Raw genomic sequence first — 21785 nt, 5'->3', positions numbered from 1 at the left:
TGCTCTACTCATGAATGCCGCAAAACGCCTGGAAATTTTCCGCCGGCTTCACGAAGACAATCCGGAACCGAAAACCGAACTGGCCTACTCCTCGCCCTTCGAATTGCTGATCGCCGTGATCCTTTCCGCGCAATCCACCGACGTGGGCGTCAACAAGGCCACCGCCAAGCTGTTTCCGGTGGCCAATACCCCGGCAGCGATTTATGCGCTGGGTGTAGAAGGATTGTCCGAGTACATCAAGACCATCGGCCTGTACAACAGCAAGGCAAAAAACGTCATCGAAACCTGCCGAATGCTGGTAGAGCTTCATGGCGGTGAAGTACCGCAAACCCGCGAGGAGCTGGAAGCGCTGCCCGGGGTAGGTAGAAAGACCGCAAACGTGGTGCTCAACACCGCTTTTCGTCAGCTGACCATGGCCGTTGACACGCATATTTTCCGGGTCAGCAACCGCACAGGATTAGCGCCAGGCAAGAATGTCGTCGAGGTGGAAAAGAAACTGATGAAGTTTGTGCCCAAGGAGTATCTGCTCGACTCTCATCACTGGCTGATCCTCCACGGGCGCTACGTTTGCCTGGCTCGCAAGCCCCGCTGTGGCAGTTGCCGTATCGAAGACCTGTGCGAATACAAGCAAAAGACCTCTGACGATTGAGGTTCTATTACTTTTATTGATTTACCGATTGAAAAAATCTTTTTTACCCGCCAGGAGAATGTCGATATAAGAGGCGCCAATGGCAGTCTTAGCCTGGAGTTAACGTTATGAGCACTGGCAAAGAACAACTGGACACAGAAGACGACTTCATCTCCGTTGAGGCCGATGATGCCGAGCCTGTGGTAGAGGTAGCGAAGACCAACCTGAGCAAACGTCGCACCATCGATAATCTCTTGGAGGAGCGCCGCTTGCAAAAGCAGCTGGCCGATTACGATTTTGACCTTTGACACCTGAAAGCCTCCCGAAATGGAGGCTTTTCAGCACGCCCTCAACCACTGGGCAATGCCCTCTGATTCAATGAACCCGGAGCGCCCGAACATCAGGGCAAGCCATCCGGCAACTCAAAATCCAACCAGATGCCGCTTACCTTCAAGCGTCTCCATGCGCAAAGCACTGCGCCCCCGAGAAACTCAAACCAGACCATTACGCTGCGCAAGCTCGATCAGGTCTACCAGCGAACGAGCATTGAGCTTTAATAGCAGACGCGTTTTGTAAGTACTGACGGTTTTATTGCTGAGGAACATGCCATCGGCAATTTCCTTGTTGGTCTTGCCTCGGGCCAACTGTTGTAAAACCATCATCTCCCTTCCAGACAGACGATCCACCATGTCTGCTTCACTTGCATTCCCCAAACTTGAGCGAACCGAGTGCAAGGCCTGATTCGGAAAGTAGCTGTACCCGGACAATACTGCCTTGATTGCACTGAGCAGCTCGGTGAGGTCCTGCTGCTTGCAGACATACCCGGCTGCCCCTGCCTGCATGCAACGCATTGAAAAGTGACCGGGGGCCTGTGACGTCAAGACCAGCACTTTCAAAGGCATGGTGGTCGAGGTCAAGCGCGCAATAACTTCCAGGCCATCGAGTTTCGGAATACCGATGTCCAGTATCACGATATCCGGCATCTGTTCACGAGCAAGTTGCAAGGCATCGACACCATTGTCCGTTTCGGCAATGACTTCGTAGCCATGACGCTCCATTAACATACGTACAGCAAGACGAATGACGGGGTGATCATCCACGATCAGCACTTTATTCATGGGCAAGTCCAATTTTCGCTGTTCGAATTTTTAGAGCCCGCACAATAGCGTAGTCGTTTCGACCTTGGGATGCTGCCCACCCCAACCACCCACACCGAGAGACAATCCCTACAAACAACAAGGATTCGCCCTACAGGATTTCATAAAAAACAATGTCGCTTAAAGTTTACTCGTGGCTTTACCCTCCTCTGATCAACAGTTTTCTTTAGCGGGCATCAAAAAATCAGCTGACATTACACACACCATACAGGCCCATTCGAAACTTGAGCCTACCGCCATAAAACAACCCTTTTTCCTACTCTTACATAAATCACATAAAAAGAAGGCTATTGATCCGTTAAAAACAGTGATAAAACTGCAAAGCAGAGCGCTCCACAACCCCCTTTACAAACAGTAAATATTTAATACCGGACAATCACTGCCACTCAACATCTTCACCCACAAGGAATCCACTATAGATCACTATTTAATGAGCAATCAAAATGACAAAACCTCAAAAAAGAATATCCAACCCGATGACCATCATTGCGATATTTGCGACACTCTCCGAAACCTCGGCGGCCGTATCGCTGCCCTTCCTTGACAACGAGGAGCGCCAGACTTACATCTGGTTCCTTATCAGCTTTCCTTTTTACCTGCTCTTTCTATTTTTTATCACGCTAAACTTCAATTACAAATCATTGTATGCACCTTCTGACTTTCAAAAGAGCAAGCAGTTTGTAAAAGTCATCGACGATGCTGCTCGAGCGGAAAAAAACAGAATTACCGCCCTCAACGACCCTGTTGAAGAAGACAATCAACCCCACTCGATCAAAGGAGGTAAACCCGACTATCTGCTTCAGAACGCGCCCGCTCCACCCGCCCATATAACCTTCATCGCGAACCTGTCGACCCAACACCCAGTGTCTTTACCTGTGTCGATACATGGCATGCGGATCGTTGATGCACGATGGACTCGTAAAAAGAAAGATGTCGACAGTTTGATGAGCGCTCTCTATTCAAGGAAACACCACCACCGCGAAGTGATCGTCTTTCTGACAAATGGCGAGTCGGAACATTTGATTAACGAAAGAGCACTCAAAAAATCAGATGCAAAAGCCCTGGAGCCCAACGACTCTTTTTACCTGATTTATAACTTGAGCACCTTGGCGGTGACCGTCGTCAGCCAGCACTGACACCTACCCAGTACCGTCGCCGGGTAAATAGTCTCTGACAGAAACAGCAAAGAAAGGGGGATACAGACAATCCAGGAAGTTGAAGCGCAAGGCCTGGTGACACCGATTCAGGAGATAAACAGCCACACACGAATTCTTCGATCACATTGTGGCCCCGTTACAAACGGGGCCACAATCGTTGATCAAGCCAACAGCATCAGAACAGCTTGCGGCCTTTGTTTGCGGCAATCCGCATACGCAGAGCGTTCAGCTTGATGAAGCCGGCTGCATCAGCCTGGTTGTAGGCGCCGCCATCTTCTTCGAAGGTAGCAATGTTGGCGTCAAACAACGACTCGTCAGACTTGCGACCGGTAACGATCACGTTGCCTTTGTACAGCTTCAGGCGAACCACACCGTTCACATGCGCCTGGGAAGCATCGATCATCTGTTGCAGCATCAGACGCTCAGGGCTCCACCAGTAACCGGTGTAGATCAGGCTGGCGTATTTAGGCATCAGCTCGTCTTTGAGGTGAGCCACTTCGCGGTCCAGAGTGATCGACTCGATCGCCCGGTGAGCACGCAGCATGATGGTGCCGCCAGGGGTTTCGTAGCAGCCACGGGACTTCATGCCGACGTAACGGTTCTCGACGATGTCCAGACGGCCGATACCGTGTTCGCCACCGATACGGTTCAGGGTCGCCAGCACGGTAGCCGGAGTCATTTCGACGCCGTCCAGTGCAACGATGTCGCCATTGCGGTAAGTCAGTTCCAGGTACTGCGGCTTGTCAGGGGCGTTCTCCGGGGAGACGGTCCAGCGCCACATGTCTTCTTCGTGCTCGGTCCAGGTGTCTTCCAGCACGCCGCCTTCATAGGAGATGTGCAGCAGGTTGGCATCCATCGAGTACGGGGATTTTTTCTTGCCATGACGTTCGATCGGGATCGCGTGCTTCGCCGCATAATCCATCAGCTTCTCGCGGGACAGCAGGTCCCACTCGCGCCAAGGGGCAATTACTTTCACGCCAGGCTTGAGTGCATAGGCACCCAGTTCAAAACGAACCTGGTCGTTGCCCTTGCCGGTCGCACCATGGGAAATGGCGTCAGCGCCGGTTTCGTTGGCGATTTCGATCAGGCGTTTGGCGATCAACGGACGAGCGATGGAAGTACCCAGCAGGTACTCGCCTTCGTAAACGGTGTTGGCGCGGAACATCGGGAAAACGAAATCACGCACGAATTCTTCGCGCAGATCGTCGATGTAGATTTCTTTTACGCCCATGGCTTGTGCCTTGGCGCGGGCCGGCTCGACCTCTTCACCCTGACCCAGGTCAGCGGTAAAGGTCACCACTTCACAGTTATAAGTATCCTGCAGCCACTTGAGGATCACCGAAGTGTCCAGGCCGCCGGAATACGCCAGAACGACCTTGTTTACGTCCGCCATGCCATCACTCCACGGGGTTCTACGGAAAGCCAAGAAGTCTACCGCTGCGAGAGGATAAATTACAGAGGCGCGACAGCTTATGATGATGAAGCGACAGATTATGTCGAGCGGGCGACGATTTCAGCCGGTTCAGGAGGTCGTCGCGGCACTGCTTGCCGAACTGACTTGCGGTGCCGGTTTATCGGTGGGTGCAACGCGCTCAAGATGAACGTTGACCCGGCGATTCTTTGCCCGATTGGCGGTGTTGGTGTTGGGGGCCAACGGATAACGTTCGCCGTGAAAGCGCATCGTGATTTGCGACTCCTGAATGCCATTGGCCTTGAAGAAGTCCATCACCGCCAACGCCCTGCGCCGGGACAGGTCACGGTTGGTCAGGCGATTGCCGCTGTTATCGGAATGGCCGTCGAGTTCGATGTGATTGACCGTCGGGTCGGCCTTCATGAACGTCAGCATGACCTGCAGCTTGGCCTTGGCCTGCGCATCCAGATCGATACCACCTCCCGGAAAACCAACCTCAGCCTGCTTCACCTGCTCGTAATTCATCGGCAGCAACTTGGCGACACACGCCTGATAATCGGCGTAGGCCTTGCTGAAACTGACCGGCAATAAACGGACCTCCGACACTCCGCCATCGCGCGAATAATGACGAATCAGCGGACTGCGACCGTCCATCAAACCACCGATAAGGCGTCCGGCCTGGAGTTGCGAGCTGTTGAACAGCACATCACCACTGCCGACCTTGACCGACCCCAGATTGATATCGCCGCGCCCCGGCTGCCAAGGCGCAGCGGCTGCGAGCAACGTCGCCGAGCCGCCGGTGATCATCGGGTTGTAAGCCTTCAGACGAAAGGTTGCCTGCTCACCTGCACGCCGCACGAACTCGCCCGAGCCGAAATCGGTTATCGGTTGGCTCAGGCGACATTCGAACTTGTCGCCTTCGACCGTCCACTCGATGCTCTCCAGACGCGTCTGGAAAGTGAGCGCCATGGCAGGAAGGCTGGCAAACACGCTGAGCAAGGCTAAATAACGCTGGCGCACGGGAGGCTCCACTGGCTTCTACAACAAAAAGACCGATACACATAATTACGGCATACCTTTGTCATATCGGAAGCTTGCTGCAAAACTTGATAGCGAGTGCCTGGAAGAGTCTTTTCCGGTAGCATTCCCTTGAGTTTGACCCGCCTGGAATCCCCAATGTCCGACCGCCTGACCCTGCTGCGTCCCGACGACTGGCATATTCATCTTCGCGATGGTGCTGTGTTGCCCAATACTGTCGCGGATGTCGCGCGCACCTTTGGTCGCGCCATCATCATGCCTAACCTGGTACCACCGGTGCGTAACGCCGCTGAAGCCGACGCCTATCGCCAGCGCATTCTCGCTGCGCGCCCGGCCGGCAGCCGTTTCGAACCGTTGATGGTGCTCTACCTGACCGACCGGACTACACCCGATGAAATTCGCGAGGCCAAGGCCAGCGGTTTCGTTCACGCCGCCAAGTTGTATCCGGCTGGCGCGACCACCAACTCGGATTCCGGTGTTACCAGCATCGACAAGATCTTCCCTTCGATCGAGGCCATGGCCGAAGTCGGGATGCCCTTGCTGATTCACGGTGAAATCACCCGCGGCGATGTCGATGTCTTCGACCGCGAAAAAATCTTCATCGACGAGCACATGCGCAGGGTCGTGGAGCGTTTCCCAACGCTCAAAGTGGTGTTCGAACACATCACCACCCGCGATGCCGTGCAGTTCGTCAACGAGGCTTCGGCCAACGTTGGCGCAACCATCACCGCTCACCACCTGCTGTATAACCGCAACCACATGCTGGTGGGCGGGATTCGTCCGCACTTCTATTGCCTGCCGATTCTCAAGCGCAACACCCATCAGGTCGCCCTGCTTGACGCCGCCACCAGCGGCAGCGAGAAGTTCTTCCTGGGCACAGACTCGGCCCCGCACGCCCAACACGCCAAAGAAGCCGCGTGTGGCTGTGCCGGTTGCTACACCGCTTATGCCGCGATCGAGATGTACGCCGAAGCCTTTGAACAGCGTAATGCGCTGGACAAGCTCGAAGCCTTCGCCAGCCTCAACGGCCCGCGTTTCTACGGCCTGCCGGCGAACACCGACCGCATTACCCTGGTCCGCGAAGAATGGACCGCCCCAACCAGCCTGCCGTTCGGCGAGCTGACTGTCATCCCGCTGCGCGCCGGTGAAAAACTGCGCTGGCGCCTGCTGGAGGAACACGCGTGAGTGAAGACCATTTCGACGACGAACAGGAAAGTTCAGGCGGAGGTGGTTCACGTCACCCGATGGCAGCCAGGTTCCGTGGATATTTGCCGGTTGTCGTCGACGTTGAAACCGGTGGTTTCAACTGTGCCACTGACGCCTTGCTGGAAATTGCCGCCACGACCATCAGCATGGACGAAAAAGGTTTTGTGTACCCCGATCACACCTATTTCTTCCGTGTAGAGCCGTTCGAAGGCGCCAACATCGAAGCTGCAGCGCTGGAGTTCACCGGGATCAAGCTGGATCACCCACTGCGCATGGCCGTGAGTGAAGAAGCGGCACTGACCGACATCTTCCGTGGCGTGCGCAAGGCGCTGAAAGCCAACGGCTGCAAACGGGCGATCCTGGTCGGCCATAACAGCAGCTTCGACCTGGGCTTCCTCAATGCCGCCGTTGCGCGCCTGGACATGAAGCGCAACCCGTTTCACCCGTTCTCCAGCTTCGACACCGCAACACTGGCCGGTCTGGCCTATGGTCAAACGGTCCTCGCCAAGGCGTGCCAGGCTGCCGACATCGACTTCGACGGTCGCGAGGCCCACTCGGCGCGCTACGACACCGAGAAGACTGCCGATCTGTTCTGCGGCATCGTCAATCGCTGGAAACAAATGGGCGGCTGGGAAGATTTCAACGACTGATTCAGTCGCCGGATTTATCCTGCCCATAAAAAAACCGGCCTCAGCGGCCGGTTTTTTTATGCCTGACGCGTGGCTTACAGCTTGCCAGCGTTCTCGGTCAGGTAAGCCGCAACGCCTTCTGGCGAAGCAGTCATGCCCTTGTCGCCTTTTTTCCAGTTGGCCGGGCAAACTTCACCGTGCTCTTCGTGGAATTGCAGGGCGTCGACCAGACGAATCAGCTCTTCCATGTTACGGCCCAATGGCAGGTCGTTGACGATTTGCGAGCGAACAACGCCCTTGTCGTCGATCAGGAATGCGCCACGGAAAGCCACGCCGCCTTCGGACTCAACGTCGTAGGCCTTGGCGATGTCGTGCTTCATGTCAGCAGCCATGATGTACTGAACCTGACCGATGCCGCCGGCATTGATCGGGGTGTTGCGCCAGGCGTTGTGGGTGAAGTGCGAGTCGATCGAAACAGCGATCACTTCAACGTTGCGTGCCTTGAAGTCAGCCATGCGGTGGTCCAGAGCGATCAGCTCGGACGGGCAAACGAAGGTGAAGTCCAGTGGGTAGAAGAACACCAGGCCGTATTTGCCTTTGATGGCCGAGGACAGGGTGAAGCTGTCAACGATCTCGCCATTGCCGAGTACGGCCGGTACGGTGAAGTCAGGGGCTTGTTTGCCTACGAGTACGCTCATTGGATATCTCCTGGTGTGGTGGCGTGAAGAACGGCATCGAACCAGTCTGTCGCGGATAAACGACAGGTTCATGACTCGAGTGCCCTTCGCAAAGACCGGACATCATACACCGCGTTTTTCACCTGTCCTTAGCGCTTTTTACAACGACATCAAAAACCTCGGCGCAGGCTTGATGACACCATCCCGGGCCGCATTATGCCGTTCGTCAGGCAATCGCTGCCCTGGCGCAAAGCCTGTCGAAACCACTTTGACAATCATTCTCGTTAACATTAAGATCCGTCGCAATTGAGTCATAACCCACAACGGTTCTCACTTTATGTATGTCTGCCTTTGCACTGGTGTCACCGACGGAAAAATCCGCGATGCGATCTATGAAGGTTGCTGCAGCTACCGCGAGGTACGCCAAGCCACCGGCGTTGCCAGCCAATGCGGCAAATGCGCCTGCCTTGCCAAGCAAGTGGTTCGCGAAACCCTGGCCGACCTTCAATTGAGCCAGGCGGCGATCCCCTACCCCGTAGAATTTTCGACAGCGTAAATAGAACATTCGAAAGAACCGGACTTAGCGTCCGGTTTTTTTATGCCTGTAATTCAATCGCTTAGCGTTAGGATGCGGAACACAAACATTCTTATTCCGATTAATTTTCATATAGTATTCAATAACTTAGGTTTGACACTAACAACTGCCAAGCTCAAACTTCGCCGTCTACAGGGTAATTAAAGGGCAGGACCCCACATGAAAGGCGACATCACGGTTATCCAGCACCTCAACAAGATTCTTGGCAATGAGCTGGTCGCAATCAATCAGTATTTCCTGCATGCGCGCATGTATGAAGACTGGGGCCTGAACAAGCTCGGCAAGCACGAGTACCACGAATCCATCGACGAGATGAAACACGCGGACAAGCTGATCAAGCGCATCCTGTTCCTCGAAGGCCTGCCAAACGTCCAGGACCTGGGCAAGCTGCACATCGGCGAGCACACCAAGGAAATGCTTGAGTGCGACCTGCGCATCGAGCGTACCGGCCATGCCGACCTCAAAGTGGCTATCGCTCATTGCGAAACAGTCGGGGACTTCGGCAGCCGTGAACTGCTTGAAGATATTCTCGAATCCGAAGAAGAGCATATCGACTGGCTGGAAACTCAACTGAGCCTGATCGATAAAGTCGGTCTTGAGAACTATCTGCAATCGCAGATGGGCGACGAGTAAGTTCTACAGCACTGAACTCGACTCAATAAAAAGCCCCGCCCTCTTACGAGAGGCGGGGCTTTTTATTACCAGCAAGAGCGGCCAGGTGGCCGCTTCTGCCTATAAATCAAGCTTCGGTCTTGCCAGCAGCAGCTTTGGCCGCAGCGTCTTTGATCAGGGCCTGCAATGAACCGTCAGCGGCCATTTCAGTCATGATGTCGCTACCACCGACCAGTTCACCAGCGACCCACAATTGCGGGAAGGTTGGCCAGTTGGCGTACTTTGGCAGGTTGGCACGGATTTCCGGGTTCTGCAGGATATCCACGTAAGCGAACTTCTCACCACAGCCCATGACGGCCTGAGCGGCTTTCGCGGAGAAGCCACACTGTGGGGCATTCGGCGAGCCTTTCATGTAAAGCAGAATGGTGTTGTTAGCAATCTGCTCTTTAATAGTTTCAATGATATCCATGGAGCACCTCGGCTGAACTTTCCGACTCAGTTGTCGGCACGGTGACGCATTGTAACGGAAAGCCGAGCGCCATGCTCGGTCTCCCCGACAGACACTTACGCCGCCGCGACGGTCACCGGTACACCATTAAGCGCCGCATTTCCGGACAACTCATCGAGCTGGCGCTCATCGGTCAGGTCATTGGCACTGGAGCCTGGCTGCCCCATGGCAATGGTCATCTGCACTCCCGGCCGGGCATGCCCCCAACCGTGCGGCAGGCTGACCACGCCTTTCATCATCTCGACGCTGCTCAGCACCTCGACTTCAATCACCCCGACCCGCGAGCTGACCCGTACCCGCTGCCCATCGCTGAGCCCGCGACTGGAAAGATCGTCCGGGTGCATCAGCAATTGATGACGCGGTTTGCCTTTCACCAAACGGTGATAGTTATGCATCCACGAGTTATTGCTGCGCACATGGCGGCGACCGATCATCAATAGCTCATCGACAGCCGGCGCCTGCAATGCGGCAAATCGAGCAAGGTCGGCGAGGATCTCCGGCGGCGCCGCCTGCACGCGCTGGTTGGCGGTTTTCAGACGCGGTGCCAGGTTTGACTGAAGAGCGCCAAGGTCGACCCCATGAGGATGATCGAACAAATTCGCCACCGACAGCTTATGCAGCGACGCATCACCATAGCGCCCTGCTCGCAAACCGAGGTCGATCATCTTCGCCGGAGGCATCGTCGGCTTCAGCTCTTTGCCAGTCTTCGCCGCAAAAGCCTGGGCCAAGCCGACGAAAATCTCCCAATCGTGCAGCGCGCCTTCGGGCTTGGGCAGGATCGCCCGGTTGAAACGGCTGACGTTGCGCACCGCGAACATATTGAACGTGGTGTCGTAGTGATCGTTTTCCAGCGCCGAGGTCGACGGCAGAATCAGGTCCGCATAACGCGTGGTCTCGTTGATATACAGGTCAATGCTGAGCATGAATTCCAGCCCGTCCAGCGCCTGCTCCAACTGCCGGCCATTAGGCGTCGACAACACCGGGTTACCGGCCACGGTGATCAACGCCCGCACCTGCCCTTCGCCTTCGGTGAGCATCTCTTCGGCCAGCGCCGAGACTGGCAACTCACCGGCGTATTCCGGACGGCCAGACACGCGGCTTTGCCAGCGATTGAAGTGCCCGCCCGAGGTCGACGCCACCAGATCAACCGCAGGCTCGGTGCACAGCGCGCCGCCGACCCGATCCAGGTTGCCGGTGACCAGATTGATCAGTTGCACCAGCCAATGACACAAGGTGCCGAACGCCTGGGTCGAAACACCCATACGGCCATAACACACGGCGGTCTTCGCGCTGGCGAAGTCTCGCGCCAACTGACGAATCTGCTCGGCCGGCACGGCGCACAGCGGACTCATGTCCTCGGCACTGAAGGAAGCGATGGCCTGACGAACCTCCTCCAGCCCGTCTACCGGCAAATGACTGTCACGGCTCAAGCCTTCAGCGAACAACGTATTGAGCAAGCCGAATAACAGGGCCGCGTCACCGCCCGGACGGACAAATACATGTTGATCGGCAATCGCTGCCGTTTCGCTGCGACGCGGATCGACCACCACCACTTTGCCGCCCCGGGCCTGAATCGCCTTCAAGCGCTTTTCGACATCCGGCACGGTCATGATGCTGCCGTTGGAGGCCAGCGGATTGCCGCCCAGGATCAGCATGAAATCGGTGTGATCGATGTCCGGAATCGGCAGCAGCAAACCGTGGCCGTACATCAAATGACTGGTGAGATGCTGAGGCAGTTGATCGACCGAGGTTGCAGAGAAGCGGTTGCGGGTTTTCAGCAAGCCGAGGAAGTAATTGCTGTGGGTCATCAACCCATAGTTGTGCACGCTGGGATTGCCCTGATAAACCGCGACGGCGTTCTGGCCATGGCGCTCCTGAATCGCCGACAGGCGCTCGGCCACCAGAGCGAAAGCCTCGTCCCAGGCAATCGCTTGCCACTCGCTGCCGACCCGCAGCATCGGCTGTCGCAGGCGGTCGGGGTCGTTCTGGATATCCTGCAGCGCCACCGCCTTGGGACAGATATGGCCGCGACTGAAGCTGTCCTGCGGATCACCCTTGATCGAGGTGATTTGCACGCCAGCGTCGTCGGTTGCAGTGGTTTCGATGGTCAAGCCGCAAATGGCTTCACACAGGTGGCAGGCACGGTGATGAAGAGTTTTGGTCATGGCCATTCTCTGTTTTATTCAGGGCAACCCGTGTGAGGTTGCGGGAACAAAACTATGGGCCGCGACTGTCCGCTGCGCCAGCGACGTTCGTCTTGTGAATCGAGGCCTATCAGGCCCGCAGATATCAACCCTACGGAAGCCTGGGAGGCGCTTGAAGCTGGATTTCCTGGATGGTTTCGATCTGCTCCTGGGCAATGTGCACGCCCGTGAGTTCGCCGATCAGGCGCCAGTGCTCGTCGAGCCCGGCGCTGACGGTGGCCATGCGGTCGATCATCCGTCGACCCGCAGCCTTGGTCACGTCATCCTCGCTGCGCATCAACTCAAAGGACATTGAGGTCATGGAAGCGGTCAGGTGAGTCAGGGTGCGCGCCGTGAGCCCCAGCAGTTCCAGCAATTGCTGTTCTTTCGATTCCATTCCAAAGCTTCCTGTGTCACTCGTGACTTAGTTATAACCCAGCACTTTGCATTAGCAAATGTTTCAAGCGAAGGCAGGCCGGATCCTGCCTGTAACCACCCCGGCCGAGAGGTCAGAAACCGACCGAGACTGTGCTTAGCCCGCCCCGCTTGATTGCCAAGGCGCGCGAGGGCAGTGTACAAAGAGGTCGCTGCTGTCAGGAAACAGGCTTCAAAAGCGCGACTGCGGTCATCCCGTAGCCCCTCTGAAATCCCCTAAAAACCGTAGCCTATTGGTAAGACGCGACATTTAATGTCAATATCGCGTCTCCCCCTATTTCGTCGCCCCGTGCGGCTTTCGCCGCAGGTCTCGCCCGTTTTTCAGTTAAACAAGGCTTTGAGTATCTGCGGTCTGTTGCAAAAAGGTAGTCAATGATGAGCGCAAGGCACTTTCTCTCCCTGATGGATTGCACGCCCGAAGAGCTGGTCAGCGTGATCCGTCGAGGCATTGAGCTCAAAGACCTGCGTAACCGCGGCGTACTGTTCGAGCCGTTGAAAAATCGCGTACTCGGGATGATCTTCGAGAAATCCTCGACGCGCACCCGGCTGTCGTTTGAGGCCGGCATGATCCAGCTAGGCGGCCAGGCGATTTTCCTGTCGCCCCGTGACACCCAACTGGGTCGCGGCGAACCGATCGGCGACTGCGCCATCGTCATGTCGCGCATGCTCGATGCGGTGATGATCCGTACCTTTGCCCACAGCACCCTGACCGAATTCGCCGCCAACTCGCGCGTGCCCGTGATCAACGGCCTGTCCGATGACCTGCACCCGTGTCAGTTGCTGGCCGACATGCAGACTTTCCTCGAACATCGCGGCTCGATTCAGGGCAAGACCGTGGCCTGGATCGGCGACGGCAACAACATGTGCAACAGCTATATAGAAGCGGCGATCCAGTTCGACTTCCAGCTGCGCATCGCCTGCCCTGAAGGCTATGAGCCAAATCCTGAGTTCGTGGCCAAGGCCGGAGATCGGGTGACCATCGTCCGCGATCCTCGGGAAGCGGTACGTGGCGCACATTTGGTCAGCACCGACGTCTGGACCTCCATGGGCCAGGAAGAAGAAACCGCCAAACGCCTCAAGCTGTTCGCACCGTTCCAGGTTAATCGTGCCCTGCTCGATCTGGCCGCCGCGGATGTGTTGTTCATGCACTGCCTGCCCGCCCACCGCGGTGAAGAAATCAGCCTCGACCTGCTCGACGACCCGCGTTCGGTTGCCTGGGATCAGGCCGAGAACCGTCTGCATGCGCAAAAGGCTCTGCTCGAGTTTCTCGTTGAGCCTTCGTACCACCACGCATGAGTCATCCATTACTGCTGAATTTGCGTAATCTGGCCTGCGGTTATCAGGACCAGCGAGTCGTCCAGAACCTCAACCTGCACCTCAATGCCGGTGATATCGGTTGCCTGCTCGGCTCTTCCGGCTGCGGTAAAACCACCACGTTGCGGGCGATTGCAGGCTTTGAACCGGTTCACGAAGGGGAGATCCAGCTGGCCGGTGAAACCATCTCCAGCGCCGGTTTCACCCTCGCGCCGGAGAAACGCCGAATCGGCATGGTGTTCCAGGACTACGCGCTGTTTCCGCACCTGAGCGTGGCCGAGAACATCGCCTTCGGCATTCGCAAGCATCCACAGAAAGACCGCGTCACCGAAGAGATGCTTGAACTGGTCAACCTGAAGCACCTCGGCAAGCGCTTCCCGCACGAACTTTCCGGCGGCCAGCAACAGCGCGTGGCACTGGCCCGGGCGTTGGCACCGGAGCCGCAACTGCTGTTGCTCGACGAACCGTTCTCCAACCTCGATGGCGAATTACGCCGCAAGCTCAGCCATGAAGTCCGGGACATCCTCAAGGCTCGCGGCACCAGTGCGATTCTGGTGACTCACGACCAGGAAGAAGCCTTTGCCGTCAGTGATCAGGTTGGCGTGTTCAAGGAAGGTCGACTGGAGCAGTGGGACACGCCTTACAACCTCTACCACGAACCGCAAACACCGTTTGTGGCGAGCTTTATCGGTCAGGGCTATTTCATTCGCGGTCAGCTGCAGACCCCGGAATCGGTACAGACCGAACTCGGTGTGCTGCGCGGTAATCGCGCGTACACCTGGCCTGCCGGTGGCGCGGTGGATGTGTTGCTGCGCCCGGACGATATCGTTTACGCGCCCGACAGCCCGCTGAAGGCACGGATCGTTGGCAAGACCTTTTTGGGTGCATCGACGCTGTATCGCCTGCAGTTGCCGACCGGCAGCCAACTGGAATCGATCTTCCCGAGCCATGCCGATCATCTGGTCGGCGCCGATGTCGGCATTCGCGTGGCCGCCGAGCACCTGGTGCTGTTCCAGGCAGCCGGCAGCACAGCGGCGCACATTCCAGCGGTAGAGTCCGGGGTTCGTCGGTACAGCGCTGCGCATTGAACAATACGGACTAATGTGAAAGCGGTTTTTTGTGGGAGCCGGGCTTGCCCGCGATGCAGGCGACTCGGTTTAGTGCCGAAACGAGTTGATGCCATCGCAGGCAAGCCAGCTCCCACAAAAGCCCGCTCCCACACTGGATTGCCGCTGTCAGTTAGCCCAACATCAGCGTCCCGCTGGCCACCAGCGTCGCATGACCACCGATTTTCACCCGCTCGCCCTCCAGGCGGCAAAACAACTCCCCGCCCCGCGCCGAACACTGATACGCCGTCAGGCTCGATTTATCCAAACGCTGCGCCCAGTACGGAATCAGGCTGCAATGAGTCGAACCGGTGACCGGGTCTTCGTTGATACCGATGGCCGGTGCGAAGTACCGCGAGACGAAATCATGCCGCAAGCCAGGCGCCGTCACGATCGCGCCAGGCCAAGGCAGCTTTGCCAGCGCGGCCATGTCCGGCTGGCAATCGAGCACCGCCTGCTCCGACTCCAGCACCACGAACAATTCGTTGGAACCCTGCACATCAACCGCCTGCACTCCCAGCGCCCGCTCCACATCGAGGGTTACGCCGACTTCGCGCAGTTCAATCGCCGGAAAGTCCAACCATAGCCGCTCGCCTTCCCGACTCACACTCAAGGGGCCCGACTTGCTGATGAAGTCCAGGTGCTCCACCGGTTCTTTATAGACCTCGAACAACACATAAGCACTGGCCAGCGTCGCGTGGCCACACAACGGCACTTCGGTGGTCGGTGTGAACCAGCGGATACGCCAGCCTTGCGCCTCGCGCACCACAAACGCAGTTTCGGCAAGGTTGTGTTCGGCGGCGATCTTTTGCATCAGCTCATCGGCGAGCCAGGCGTCGAGCCGATAAACCATCGCCGGATTGCCACTGAACGGTTGGTCGCTGAACGCGTCGACCTGATGAAACGCTAGCTGCATGAGTGTTTTCCTTCTTGTTAGGCGAAGGCGAGCATGCATCAGCCATTAACCGGCAACCAGAGACAGAACCTGCCGATTTTTACCATACAGCGCGGCAGTCAGGCCCGGCCGATATCGGCGAATTTGGCCTGGGTGTGCTCGGCCAGCACCGTCGGCGCCAACTCGACCTCAAGACCGCGTCGACCCGCGCTGACGTAAATGCTCGCGAAAGGCTGAGCACTGTTATCGATGAACGTGCGCAAACGCTTCTTCTGCCCCAACGGACTGATGCCCCCCAACAAGTAACCGGTCGCCCGTTGCGCAGCGGCGGGATCAGCCATTTCGACTTTCTTCACCCCGGCGGCATGCGCCAGCGCTTTCAAATCCAGACTTCCGACGACCGGTACGACAGCCACCAGCAACTCGCCCTTCTCACTCGCGGCCAACAGCGTCTTGAACACTTGCGCCGGATCCAGCCCGAGCTTTTCCGCTGCCTCCAGACCGTAGGACGCAGCCTTCGGATCATGTTCATAACTGTGCACACGATGTTCGGCACGAACTTTTTTCAACAGATCCAATGCGGGGGTCATGGCAGCTCCAAGCCTGGCGATAGCAGAAAAATACTGCGCTGGATTCTAGGCCATCACCGAGCAAAAGGCTCTATTACCGACTCCTGCCCGCCCAGAAACAGCCAAGCGCGGGGAAAAAACCAGCCACTTCCCGCAGCCATCCAAATGATCATTCACCTGATTAATAGTTTAAATATGACTGATGGTTCACTTTCGACCTTTGACAGCAGTGTTTCTTGTCTATATTTTTTCGAATCTGAATAATGTGCGAACATTTCTACGCAGTACCCCGCAGTAGGCCGAGACCAGGATGGGGATCCTGCCTCGGTGAAAATCGCGCTCCGACCATTTCGAGAAGAGCGCCCAACAACAACAAAAACGAGGTTTTCAATGACAACTGCATCACAACAGCCATCGCTCTCAAGCCAATGCATGGCCGAGTTCCTGGGTACTGCCTTATTGATATTTTTTGGTACAGGCTGCGTTGCCGCGCTCAAAGTCGCGGGTGCCAGCTTTGGACTATGGGAAATCAGCATCATCTGGGGGATCGGCGTCAGCATGGCGATCTACCTGACCGCAGGTGTTTCCGGCGCTCACCTGAACCCGGCCGTCAGCATCGCGCTGTGCATTTTCGCCGATTTCGAGAAGCGTAAACTGCCGCTCTACATCTTCTCCCAGGTCGCTGGCGCCTTCTGCGCAGCGTTGTTGGTTTACACGCTTTACAGCAACCTGTTCTTCGATTTCGAACAAACTCACCAAATGGTTCGTGGCACACAAGCCAGCCTCGAACTGGCCTCGGTGTTCTCCACGTTCCCGAACCCTGCTCTGTCGACAGCCCAGGCGTTTCTGGTGGAGGTGATCATCACCGCCATCCTGATGGGCGTGATCATGTCCCTGACCGACGACAACAATGGCCTGCCTAAAGGCCCGCTGGCGCCGCTGTTGATCGGCCTGCTGATCGCCGTCATTGGCAGCTCGATGGGTCCGCTGACCGGTTTTGCGATGAACCCGGCACGCGACTTCGGTCCTAAACTGATGACTTTCTTCGCTGGCTGGGGTGAAATTTCCTTCACTGGCGGCCGTGATATTCCGTACTTCCTGATTCCGGTTTTTGCACCGATCGTTGGTGCCTGCCTCGGCGCGGCAGCGTATCGCGGGCTGATTGCCCGCCACCTGCCAAGCCCCGTAATTGCGACAAAGGATGCAGAACCTGCCATTGAAGGCAAAGCACGAATTTCCTGAAAGCGGTAGCGCGTGATCCTGCCCACCATTGAGCACGCGTCCCAACCCACTCCCTTATTTCGTCCAAGGCAATCGACATGACCGACATTCAGAATAAGAACTACATCATTGCCCTCGATCAGGGCACGACCAGCTCCCGGGCGATCATTTTCGACCGTGACGCCAACGTGGTCTGCACTGCACAACGTGAATTCGCCCAGCATTACCCGCAGGCCGGCTGGGTCGAACACGACCCGATGGAAATCTTCGCGACCCAAAGCGCCGTGATGGTCGAGGCCCTGGCACAAGCCGGCCTGCATCACGATCAGGTGGCGGCCATCGGCATCACCAACCAGCGTGAAACCACTGTAGTCTGGGACAAGACCACCGGCCGACCGATCTACAACGCAATCGTCTGGCAATGCCGCCGCAGCACCGAGATCTGCCAGCAACTCAAGCGCGACGGCCACGAGCAATACATCAGCGAAACCACTGGACTGGTCACCGACCCGTACTTCTCCGGCACCAAACTCAAGTGGATCCTCGACAACGTCGAAGGCAGCCGCGAACGCGCACGCAAAGGCGAACTGCTGTTCGGCACCGTCGACAGCTGGCTGATCTGGAAATTTACCGGCGGCAAGACCCACGTCACCGACTACACCAACGCCTCGCGCACCATGCTCTTCAACATCCACACCCTGGAGTGGGACGCGAAGATGCTCGAAGTGCTGGACATCCCGCGCGAGATGCTCCCGGAGGTCAAGTCGTCATCGGAAATCTATGGCCACACCAAGAGCGGCATCGCCATCGGCGGTATTGCCGGTGACCAGCAGGCCGCACTGTTCGGCCAGATGTGCGTTGAACCGGGCCAGGCGAAAAACACCTACGGCACCGGCTGCTTCCTGCTGATGAACACCGGCGACAAAGCGGTGAAATCCCGGCACGGCATGCTCACCACCATCGCCTGCGGCCCACGCGGCGAAGTCGCCTACGCACTGGAAGGTGCAGTGTTCAACGGCGGCTCCACCGTTCAGTGGCTGCGCGACGAGCTGAAGATCATCAACGACGCTCACGACACCGAATACTTCGCCAACAAGGTCAAGGACAGCAACGGCGTGTACCTGGTACCGGCCTTCACCGGCCTCGGCGCTCCGTACTGGGACCCGTATGCCCGTGGCGCGCTGTTCGGCCTGACTCGCGGCGTACGCGTGGATCACATCATTCGCGCAGCACTGGAGTCGATTGCCTACCAGACCCGCGACGTACTCGACGCCATGCAACACGACTCCGGCGAACGCCTCAAGGCTCTGCGCGTCGATGGCGGTGCGGTCGCGAACAACTTCCTGATGCAATTCCAGGCCGACATCCTCGGTACCAAGGTCGAACGCCCGCAAATGCGTGAAACCACTGCACTGGGTGCCGCCTACCTGGCCGGCCTGGCCTGCGGTTTCTGGGGCAGCCTGGACGAACTGCGCGGCAAGGCTGTGATCGAGCGCGAGTTCGACCCGCAACTGGACGAAACCGCGAAGGAAAAACTCTACGCCGGCTGGAAAAAAGCCGTCAGCCGCACCCGCAACTGGGAACCGCACGAGGGCGCTGAATAAGCCAAGTACCGGATTCGTATCCGGTTGTAACTGGTCGGGAGCAGATTCCTACGGCATCATGGGCAAATTTTGCACGGCAGCCCAAAGGAAGCCCTATGAATCTGCCTCCCCGTCAGCAGCAAATCCTCGAACTGGTCCGCGAACGCGGCTACGTCAGCATCGAGGAAATGGCTCAGCTATTTGTTGTTACACCGCAGACCATCCGCCGCGATATCAATCAATTGGCGGAAGTGAATTTGTTGCGTCGCTATCACGGCGGCGCTGCTTACGATTCAAGTGTCGAAAACACCGCCTATGCCATGCGGGCCGATCAGATGCGCGATGAGAAACAACGCATCGCCGAAGCCATCGCCGCACAAATTCCCGATCACGCCTCGCTGTTCATCAATATCGGTACCACCACCGAATCCATCGCCCGGGCGCTGCTCAATCACAGCCATCTCAAGGTGATCACCAACAACCTGCACGTCGCCTCGATCCTCAGCGCCAAGGATGACTTTGAAGTCCTGTTGGCCGGTGGCAACGTGCGCCGTGATGGCGGCGTAGTCGGCCAGGCCTGCGTCGACTTCATCAACCAGTTCAAGGTCGACTTTGCGCTGGTCGGCATCAGCGGTATCGATGAAGACGGCAGCCTGCTCGACTTTGACTACCAGGAAGTGCGGGTCTCCCAGGCGATCATCGCCAACGCCCGGCAAGTCTTGCTGGCAGCAGACTCCAGCAAGTTCGGCCGTAACGCCATGGTCCGCCTGGGACCGATCAGCCTGATCGACTGCCTGGTGACCGACCACGCGCCGGTTCCAGCGCTGGCGCAACTGCTGAGCCAGCACAAGATTCGGCTGGAAGTGGTTTAACCCCCCCCCGAGATTTTCGTCGCCTATACCGGCGCCATCGCGAGCAAGCTCGCTCCCACAGAGTCCGCGCAATCCCTGTGGGAGCGAGCTTGCTCGCGATGGCGGCCGCCCATTCACCACACCTTCCGCGCCCTACCGAGGGCCTGAATGTTCGAAAATTTTCCTTTCCCCTCTCTTCGATCAGAATTTTCAATCGAAGTCAGCTAGCTGCGCCCGGTTTTATGCGCTACCATTTTCACAAATGAACATTAATGTTCGAATTCAAATATTGAAAGAACCCCGAGGCCAGCCGATGCCCACTTCAACCTTGCCTATGCCCCCTCTTGCCGAGGTCTACGATATCGCCGTCATTGGTGGCGGGATTAACGGTGTGGGGATTGCAGCGGATGCCGCCGGTCGCGGTCTTTCGGTGTTCCTTTGCGAAAAGGACGATCTGGCCAGTCATACCTCGTCCGCCAGCAGCAAGCTGATCCACGGCGGCCTGCGCTACCTCGAACATTACGAATTCCGCCTGGTGCGTGAGGCCCTGGCCGAGCGTGAAGTACTGCTGGCCAAGGCCCCGCACATCGTCAAGCCAATGCGCTTCGTGTTGCCGCACCGCCCGCACCTGCGCCCGGCGTGGATGATCCGCGCAGGCCTGTTCCTTTATGATCATCTCGGCAAACGGGAAAAACTCGCCGGCTCCAAAAGCCTGAAGTTCGGTGCCGACAGCGCGCTGAAAAGCGAAATCACCAAAGGTTTCGAATACTCCGACTGCTGGGTCGACGACGCCCGCCTGGTGGTGCTCAACGCCATGGCCGCCCGCGAAAAAGGCGCCCACGTTCACACCCAGACTCGCTGTGTCAGTGCCCGTCGCAGCAAAGACCTGTGGGAACTGAACCTGGAACGTGCCGATGGCAGCCTGTTCTCGATCCGCGCCAAGGCATTGGTGAATGCCGCCGGCCCATGGGTCGCCAAGTTCATTCGTGATGACCTGAAGATGGAGTCGCCTTACGGCATCCGTCTGATTCAGGGCAGCCACCTGATCGTGCCGAAGCTGTACGAAGGCGAACACGCGCATATCCTGCAGAACGAAGACCAGCGCATCGTGTTCACCATTCCGTACCTCAATCAATTCACCCTGATTGGTACCACGGACCGCGAGTACACCGGCGATCCAGCAAAAGTCTCGATCACTGAAGGCGAGACCGATTACCTGCTGAAAGTGGTCAACGCGCACTTCAAGAAACAAGTCAGCCGCAGCGACATCCTGCACACCTATTCCGGTGTTCGTCCGCTGTGTAACGACGAATCCGACAATCCGTCGGCCGTGACCCGTGATTACACCCTGGCACTGTCCGGCGGCACTGAAGAAGCTCCGCTGCTGTCGGTGTTCGGTGGCAAGCTGACCACCTACCGCAAACTGGCTGAGTCGGCCATGGCGCAGTTGGCACCGTACTTCAAGAACATGAAGCCGAGCTGGACCGCACAAGCGACCCTGCCGGGCGGCGAAGACATGACCACGCCACAAGCCTTGAGCGCGTTGATTCGCGACAAGTTCGACTGGCTGCCGACGGATATTGCCCGACGCTGGGCGACCACTTATGGCAGCCGCACCTGGCGCATGCTCGAAGGTGTACAGAGCCTGAAGGACATGGGCGAACACCTGGGGGGCGGTCTTTACACCCGAGAAGTCGATTACCTGTGCCGCGAAGAATGGGCCACCAGCGCTCACGACATTCTCTGGCGTCGTAGCAAACTGGGCCTGTTCACCACCCAGGCGGAACAAGAGAACGTGCAGCTGTACCTGAACAAGCTCGAGCAGAACCGCAGCAAGATCGAAGCGGCCTGATCGGTAATCCGGTTCAACGAAAGCCCCTGGCACTGAAAGGTCCAGGGGCTTTTTGTATTCTGATGCACATCACAAATCCACTGTGGGAGCGAGCTTGCTCGCGATGAGGCCTGCACACCCAGCATCGAGGTCGCCTGGCACACCGCTATCGCGAGCAA

At 57.3% G+C, this 21785-nt stretch carries 22 protein-coding genes; 13 read left to right on the top strand and 9 right to left on the bottom strand.

The window, feature by feature from the left end; all coding sequences use genetic code 11:
* Positions 1-10 precede the first annotated feature (10 nt).
* The gene (gene nth / locus AC1DIG_RS05915; RefSeq protein WP_427532975.1) at positions 11-649 is read left to right on the top strand and encodes an endonuclease III; all 639 of its coding nucleotides are present in this window, start codon (positions 11-13) and stop codon (positions 647-649) included.
* Between the two features lie 107 nt (positions 650-756).
* Positions 757-936 carry a PA3496 family putative envelope integrity protein gene (locus AC1DIG_RS05910; protein WP_019693351.1) on the top strand — a complete coding sequence of 60 codons (180 nt, stop codon included), beginning with the start codon at positions 757-759 and terminating at the stop codon, positions 934-936.
* Between the two features lie 183 nt (positions 937-1119).
* Here the strand turns inward: AC1DIG_RS05910 and AC1DIG_RS05905 are convergent, their stop codons facing one another.
* Entirely contained in the window at positions 1120-1746 is a 627-nt protein-coding gene (locus AC1DIG_RS05905; protein ID WP_054593803.1) for a response regulator transcription factor, read from the bottom strand.
* Positions 1747-2228: 482 nt separating this feature from the next.
* On the opposite strand from AC1DIG_RS05905, the gene AC1DIG_RS05900 reads away from it, so the two are divergent.
* Positions 2229-2921 carry a hypothetical protein gene (locus AC1DIG_RS05900; protein WP_477766538.1) on the top strand — a complete coding sequence of 231 codons (693 nt, stop codon included), beginning with the start codon at positions 2229-2231 and terminating at the stop codon, positions 2919-2921.
* A 196-nt stretch (positions 2922-3117) separates the two neighbouring features.
* Here the strand turns inward: AC1DIG_RS05900 and AC1DIG_RS05895 are convergent, their stop codons facing one another.
* Positions 3118-4335, bottom strand: coding sequence for an argininosuccinate synthase (locus tag AC1DIG_RS05895; RefSeq protein WP_019693354.1), 1218 nt, complete (start codon positions 4333-4335; stop codon positions 3118-3120).
* Positions 4336-4464: 129 nt separating this feature from the next.
* A complete protein-coding gene (locus tag AC1DIG_RS05890; RefSeq protein WP_477766537.1) occupies positions 4465-5373 on the bottom strand; it encodes a flagellar protein MotY in 909 nt (302 codons plus the stop codon).
* 156 nt (positions 5374-5529) lie between these two features.
* On the opposite strand from AC1DIG_RS05890, the gene pyrC reads away from it, so the two are divergent.
* Together pyrC and rnt are read left to right on the top strand one after the other, a co-directional pair.
* Positions 5530-6576: a dihydroorotase gene (gene pyrC / locus AC1DIG_RS05885; protein WP_477766536.1), complete on the top strand. Its 1047-nt coding sequence runs from the start codon at positions 5530-5532 to the stop codon at positions 6574-6576.
* Complete coding sequence (rnt, locus tag AC1DIG_RS05880; RefSeq protein WP_477766535.1) at positions 6573-7247, top strand: ribonuclease T; 675 nt, start codon at positions 6573-6575, stop codon at positions 7245-7247. Before pyrC ends, rnt begins: the two co-directional genes overlap by 4 nt.
* A 74-nt stretch (positions 7248-7321) precedes the next feature.
* On the opposite strand, the gene AC1DIG_RS05875 is transcribed toward rnt, so the two are convergent.
* Positions 7322-7924: a peroxiredoxin gene (locus AC1DIG_RS05875; protein WP_019693358.1), complete on the bottom strand. Its 603-nt coding sequence runs from the start codon at positions 7922-7924 to the stop codon at positions 7322-7324.
* 316 nt (positions 7925-8240) lie between these two features.
* Here AC1DIG_RS05875 and AC1DIG_RS05870 point away from each other — a divergent pair, with 316 nt between their 5' ends.
* The gene (locus AC1DIG_RS05870) at positions 8241-8459 is read left to right on the top strand and encodes a bacterioferritin-associated ferredoxin (RefSeq protein WP_477766534.1); all 219 of its coding nucleotides are present in this window, start codon (positions 8241-8243) and stop codon (positions 8457-8459) included.
* Between the two features lie 198 nt (positions 8460-8657).
* Complete coding sequence (bfr, locus tag AC1DIG_RS05865; RefSeq protein WP_019693360.1) at positions 8658-9131, top strand: bacterioferritin; 474 nt, start codon at positions 8658-8660, stop codon at positions 9129-9131.
* Between the two features lie 106 nt (positions 9132-9237).
* On the opposite strand, the gene grxD is transcribed toward bfr, so the two are convergent.
* The 3 genes from grxD to AC1DIG_RS05850 all read right to left on the bottom strand — a co-directional run bounded on the left by grxD (position 9238) and on the right by AC1DIG_RS05850 (position 12198).
* Positions 9238-9579: a Grx4 family monothiol glutaredoxin gene (gene grxD, locus AC1DIG_RS05860; protein WP_019693361.1), complete on the bottom strand. Its 342-nt coding sequence runs from the start codon at positions 9577-9579 to the stop codon at positions 9238-9240.
* Between the two features lie 95 nt (positions 9580-9674).
* Positions 9675-11783 (bottom strand): molybdopterin oxidoreductase family protein, encoded by a 2109-nt coding sequence (locus AC1DIG_RS05855; RefSeq protein ID WP_477766533.1) that lies wholly within the window; start codon positions 11781-11783, stop codon positions 9675-9677.
* 130 nt (positions 11784-11913) lie between these two features.
* Positions 11914-12198, bottom strand: a complete 285-nt coding sequence (locus AC1DIG_RS05850) for a hypothetical protein (RefSeq protein WP_477766532.1) — start codon at positions 12196-12198, stop codon at positions 11914-11916.
* Positions 12199-12611: 413 nt separating this feature from the next.
* On the opposite strand from AC1DIG_RS05850, the gene argF reads away from it, so the two are divergent.
* Both argF and AC1DIG_RS05840 read left to right on the top strand, forming a co-directional pair.
* Positions 12612-13532, top strand: a complete 921-nt coding sequence (gene argF / locus AC1DIG_RS05845; RefSeq protein ID WP_477766531.1) for an ornithine carbamoyltransferase — start codon at positions 12612-12614, stop codon at positions 13530-13532.
* Entirely contained in the window at positions 13529-14638 is a 1110-nt protein-coding gene (locus AC1DIG_RS05840) for an ABC transporter ATP-binding protein (RefSeq protein ID WP_477766530.1), read from the top strand. Before argF ends, AC1DIG_RS05840 begins: the two co-directional genes overlap by 4 nt.
* Positions 14639-14789: 151 nt before the next feature.
* On the opposite strand, the gene AC1DIG_RS05835 is transcribed toward AC1DIG_RS05840, so the two are convergent.
* Together AC1DIG_RS05835 and ybaK are read right to left on the bottom strand one after the other, a co-directional pair.
* Positions 14790-15572, bottom strand: coding sequence for a PhzF family phenazine biosynthesis protein (locus AC1DIG_RS05835; RefSeq protein WP_477766529.1), 783 nt, complete (start codon positions 15570-15572; stop codon positions 14790-14792).
* A 98-nt stretch (positions 15573-15670) separates the two neighbouring features.
* Entirely contained in the window at positions 15671-16141 is a 471-nt protein-coding gene (gene ybaK / locus AC1DIG_RS05830; protein WP_477766528.1) for a Cys-tRNA(Pro) deacylase, read from the bottom strand.
* A gap of 369 nt (positions 16142-16510) precedes the next feature.
* Between ybaK and AC1DIG_RS05825 the strand changes: the two genes are divergently transcribed.
* The 4 genes from AC1DIG_RS05825 to glpD all read left to right on the top strand — a co-directional run bounded on the left by AC1DIG_RS05825 (position 16511) and on the right by glpD (position 21627).
* Entirely contained in the window at positions 16511-17362 is an 852-nt protein-coding gene (locus AC1DIG_RS05825; protein ID WP_477766788.1) for an MIP/aquaporin family protein, read from the top strand.
* Positions 17363-17439: 77 nt separating this feature from the next.
* Positions 17440-18945 (top strand): glycerol kinase GlpK, encoded by a 1506-nt coding sequence (gene glpK, locus AC1DIG_RS05820; RefSeq protein ID WP_477766527.1) that lies wholly within the window; start codon positions 17440-17442, stop codon positions 18943-18945.
* 95 nt (positions 18946-19040) lie between these two features.
* Complete coding sequence (locus tag AC1DIG_RS05815) at positions 19041-19796, top strand: DeoR/GlpR family transcriptional regulator (RefSeq protein ID WP_054593817.1); 756 nt, start codon at positions 19041-19043, stop codon at positions 19794-19796.
* A 292-nt stretch (positions 19797-20088) separates the two neighbouring features.
* Positions 20089-21627 (top strand): glycerol-3-phosphate dehydrogenase, encoded by a 1539-nt coding sequence (gene glpD / locus AC1DIG_RS05810; protein WP_477766526.1) that lies wholly within the window; start codon positions 20089-20091, stop codon positions 21625-21627.
* Positions 21628-21785 lie beyond the last annotated feature (158 nt).

Source organism: Pseudomonas sp. 05N431 (assembly GCF_056397005.1).
Note: the sequence above shows the minus strand (reverse complement) of the source record. Positions and strands in the feature narration are given on the sequence as shown.

Excerpts from the sequence above, each read along its gene's own strand:
- pyrC (WP_477766536.1), top strand. The coding sequence starts at position 5,530 with ATGTCCGACCGCCTGACCCTGCTGCGTCCCGACGACTGGCATATTCAT.
- AC1DIG_RS05815 (WP_054593817.1), top strand. The coding sequence starts at position 19,041 with ATGAATCTGCCTCCCCGTCAGCAGCAAATCCTCGAACTGGTCCGCGAA.
- AC1DIG_RS05855 (WP_477766533.1), bottom strand. The coding sequence starts at position 11,783 with ATGACCAAAACTCTTCATCACCGTGCCTGCCACCTGTGTGAAGCCATT.
- AC1DIG_RS05870 (WP_477766534.1), top strand. The coding sequence starts at position 8,241 with ATGTATGTCTGCCTTTGCACTGGTGTCACCGACGGAAAAATCCGCGAT.
- glpK (WP_477766527.1), top strand. The coding sequence starts at position 17,440 with ATGACCGACATTCAGAATAAGAACTACATCATTGCCCTCGATCAGGGC.
- AC1DIG_RS05875 (WP_019693358.1), bottom strand. The coding sequence starts at position 7,924 with ATGAGCGTACTCGTAGGCAAACAAGCCCCTGACTTCACCGTACCGGCC.
- AC1DIG_RS05895 (WP_019693354.1), bottom strand. The coding sequence starts at position 4,335 with ATGGCGGACGTAAACAAGGTCGTTCTGGCGTATTCCGGCGGCCTGGAC.
- AC1DIG_RS05840 (WP_477766530.1), top strand. The coding sequence starts at position 13,529 with ATGAGTCATCCATTACTGCTGAATTTGCGTAATCTGGCCTGCGGTTAT.
- AC1DIG_RS05825 (WP_477766788.1), top strand. The coding sequence starts at position 16,511 with ATGACAACTGCATCACAACAGCCATCGCTCTCAAGCCAATGCATGGCC.
- AC1DIG_RS05900 (WP_477766538.1), top strand. The coding sequence starts at position 2,229 with ATGACAAAACCTCAAAAAAGAATATCCAACCCGATGACCATCATTGCG.
- AC1DIG_RS05835 (WP_477766529.1), bottom strand. The coding sequence starts at position 15,572 with ATGCAGCTAGCGTTTCATCAGGTCGACGCGTTCAGCGACCAACCGTTC.
- nth (WP_427532975.1), top strand. The coding sequence starts at position 11 with ATGAATGCCGCAAAACGCCTGGAAATTTTCCGCCGGCTTCACGAAGAC.
- ybaK (WP_477766528.1), bottom strand. The coding sequence starts at position 16,141 with ATGACCCCCGCATTGGATCTGTTGAAAAAAGTTCGTGCCGAACATCGT.
- AC1DIG_RS05850 (WP_477766532.1), bottom strand. The coding sequence starts at position 12,198 with ATGGAATCGAAAGAACAGCAATTGCTGGAACTGCTGGGGCTCACGGCG.
- AC1DIG_RS05910 (WP_019693351.1), top strand. The coding sequence starts at position 757 with ATGAGCACTGGCAAAGAACAACTGGACACAGAAGACGACTTCATCTCC.
- argF (WP_477766531.1), top strand. The coding sequence starts at position 12,612 with ATGAGCGCAAGGCACTTTCTCTCCCTGATGGATTGCACGCCCGAAGAG.
- glpD (WP_477766526.1), top strand. The coding sequence starts at position 20,089 with ATGCCCACTTCAACCTTGCCTATGCCCCCTCTTGCCGAGGTCTACGAT.
- AC1DIG_RS05905 (WP_054593803.1), bottom strand. The coding sequence starts at position 1,746 with ATGAATAAAGTGCTGATCGTGGATGATCACCCCGTCATTCGTCTTGCT.
- bfr (WP_019693360.1), top strand. The coding sequence starts at position 8,658 with ATGAAAGGCGACATCACGGTTATCCAGCACCTCAACAAGATTCTTGGC.
- grxD (WP_019693361.1), bottom strand. The coding sequence starts at position 9,579 with ATGGATATCATTGAAACTATTAAAGAGCAGATTGCTAACAACACCATT.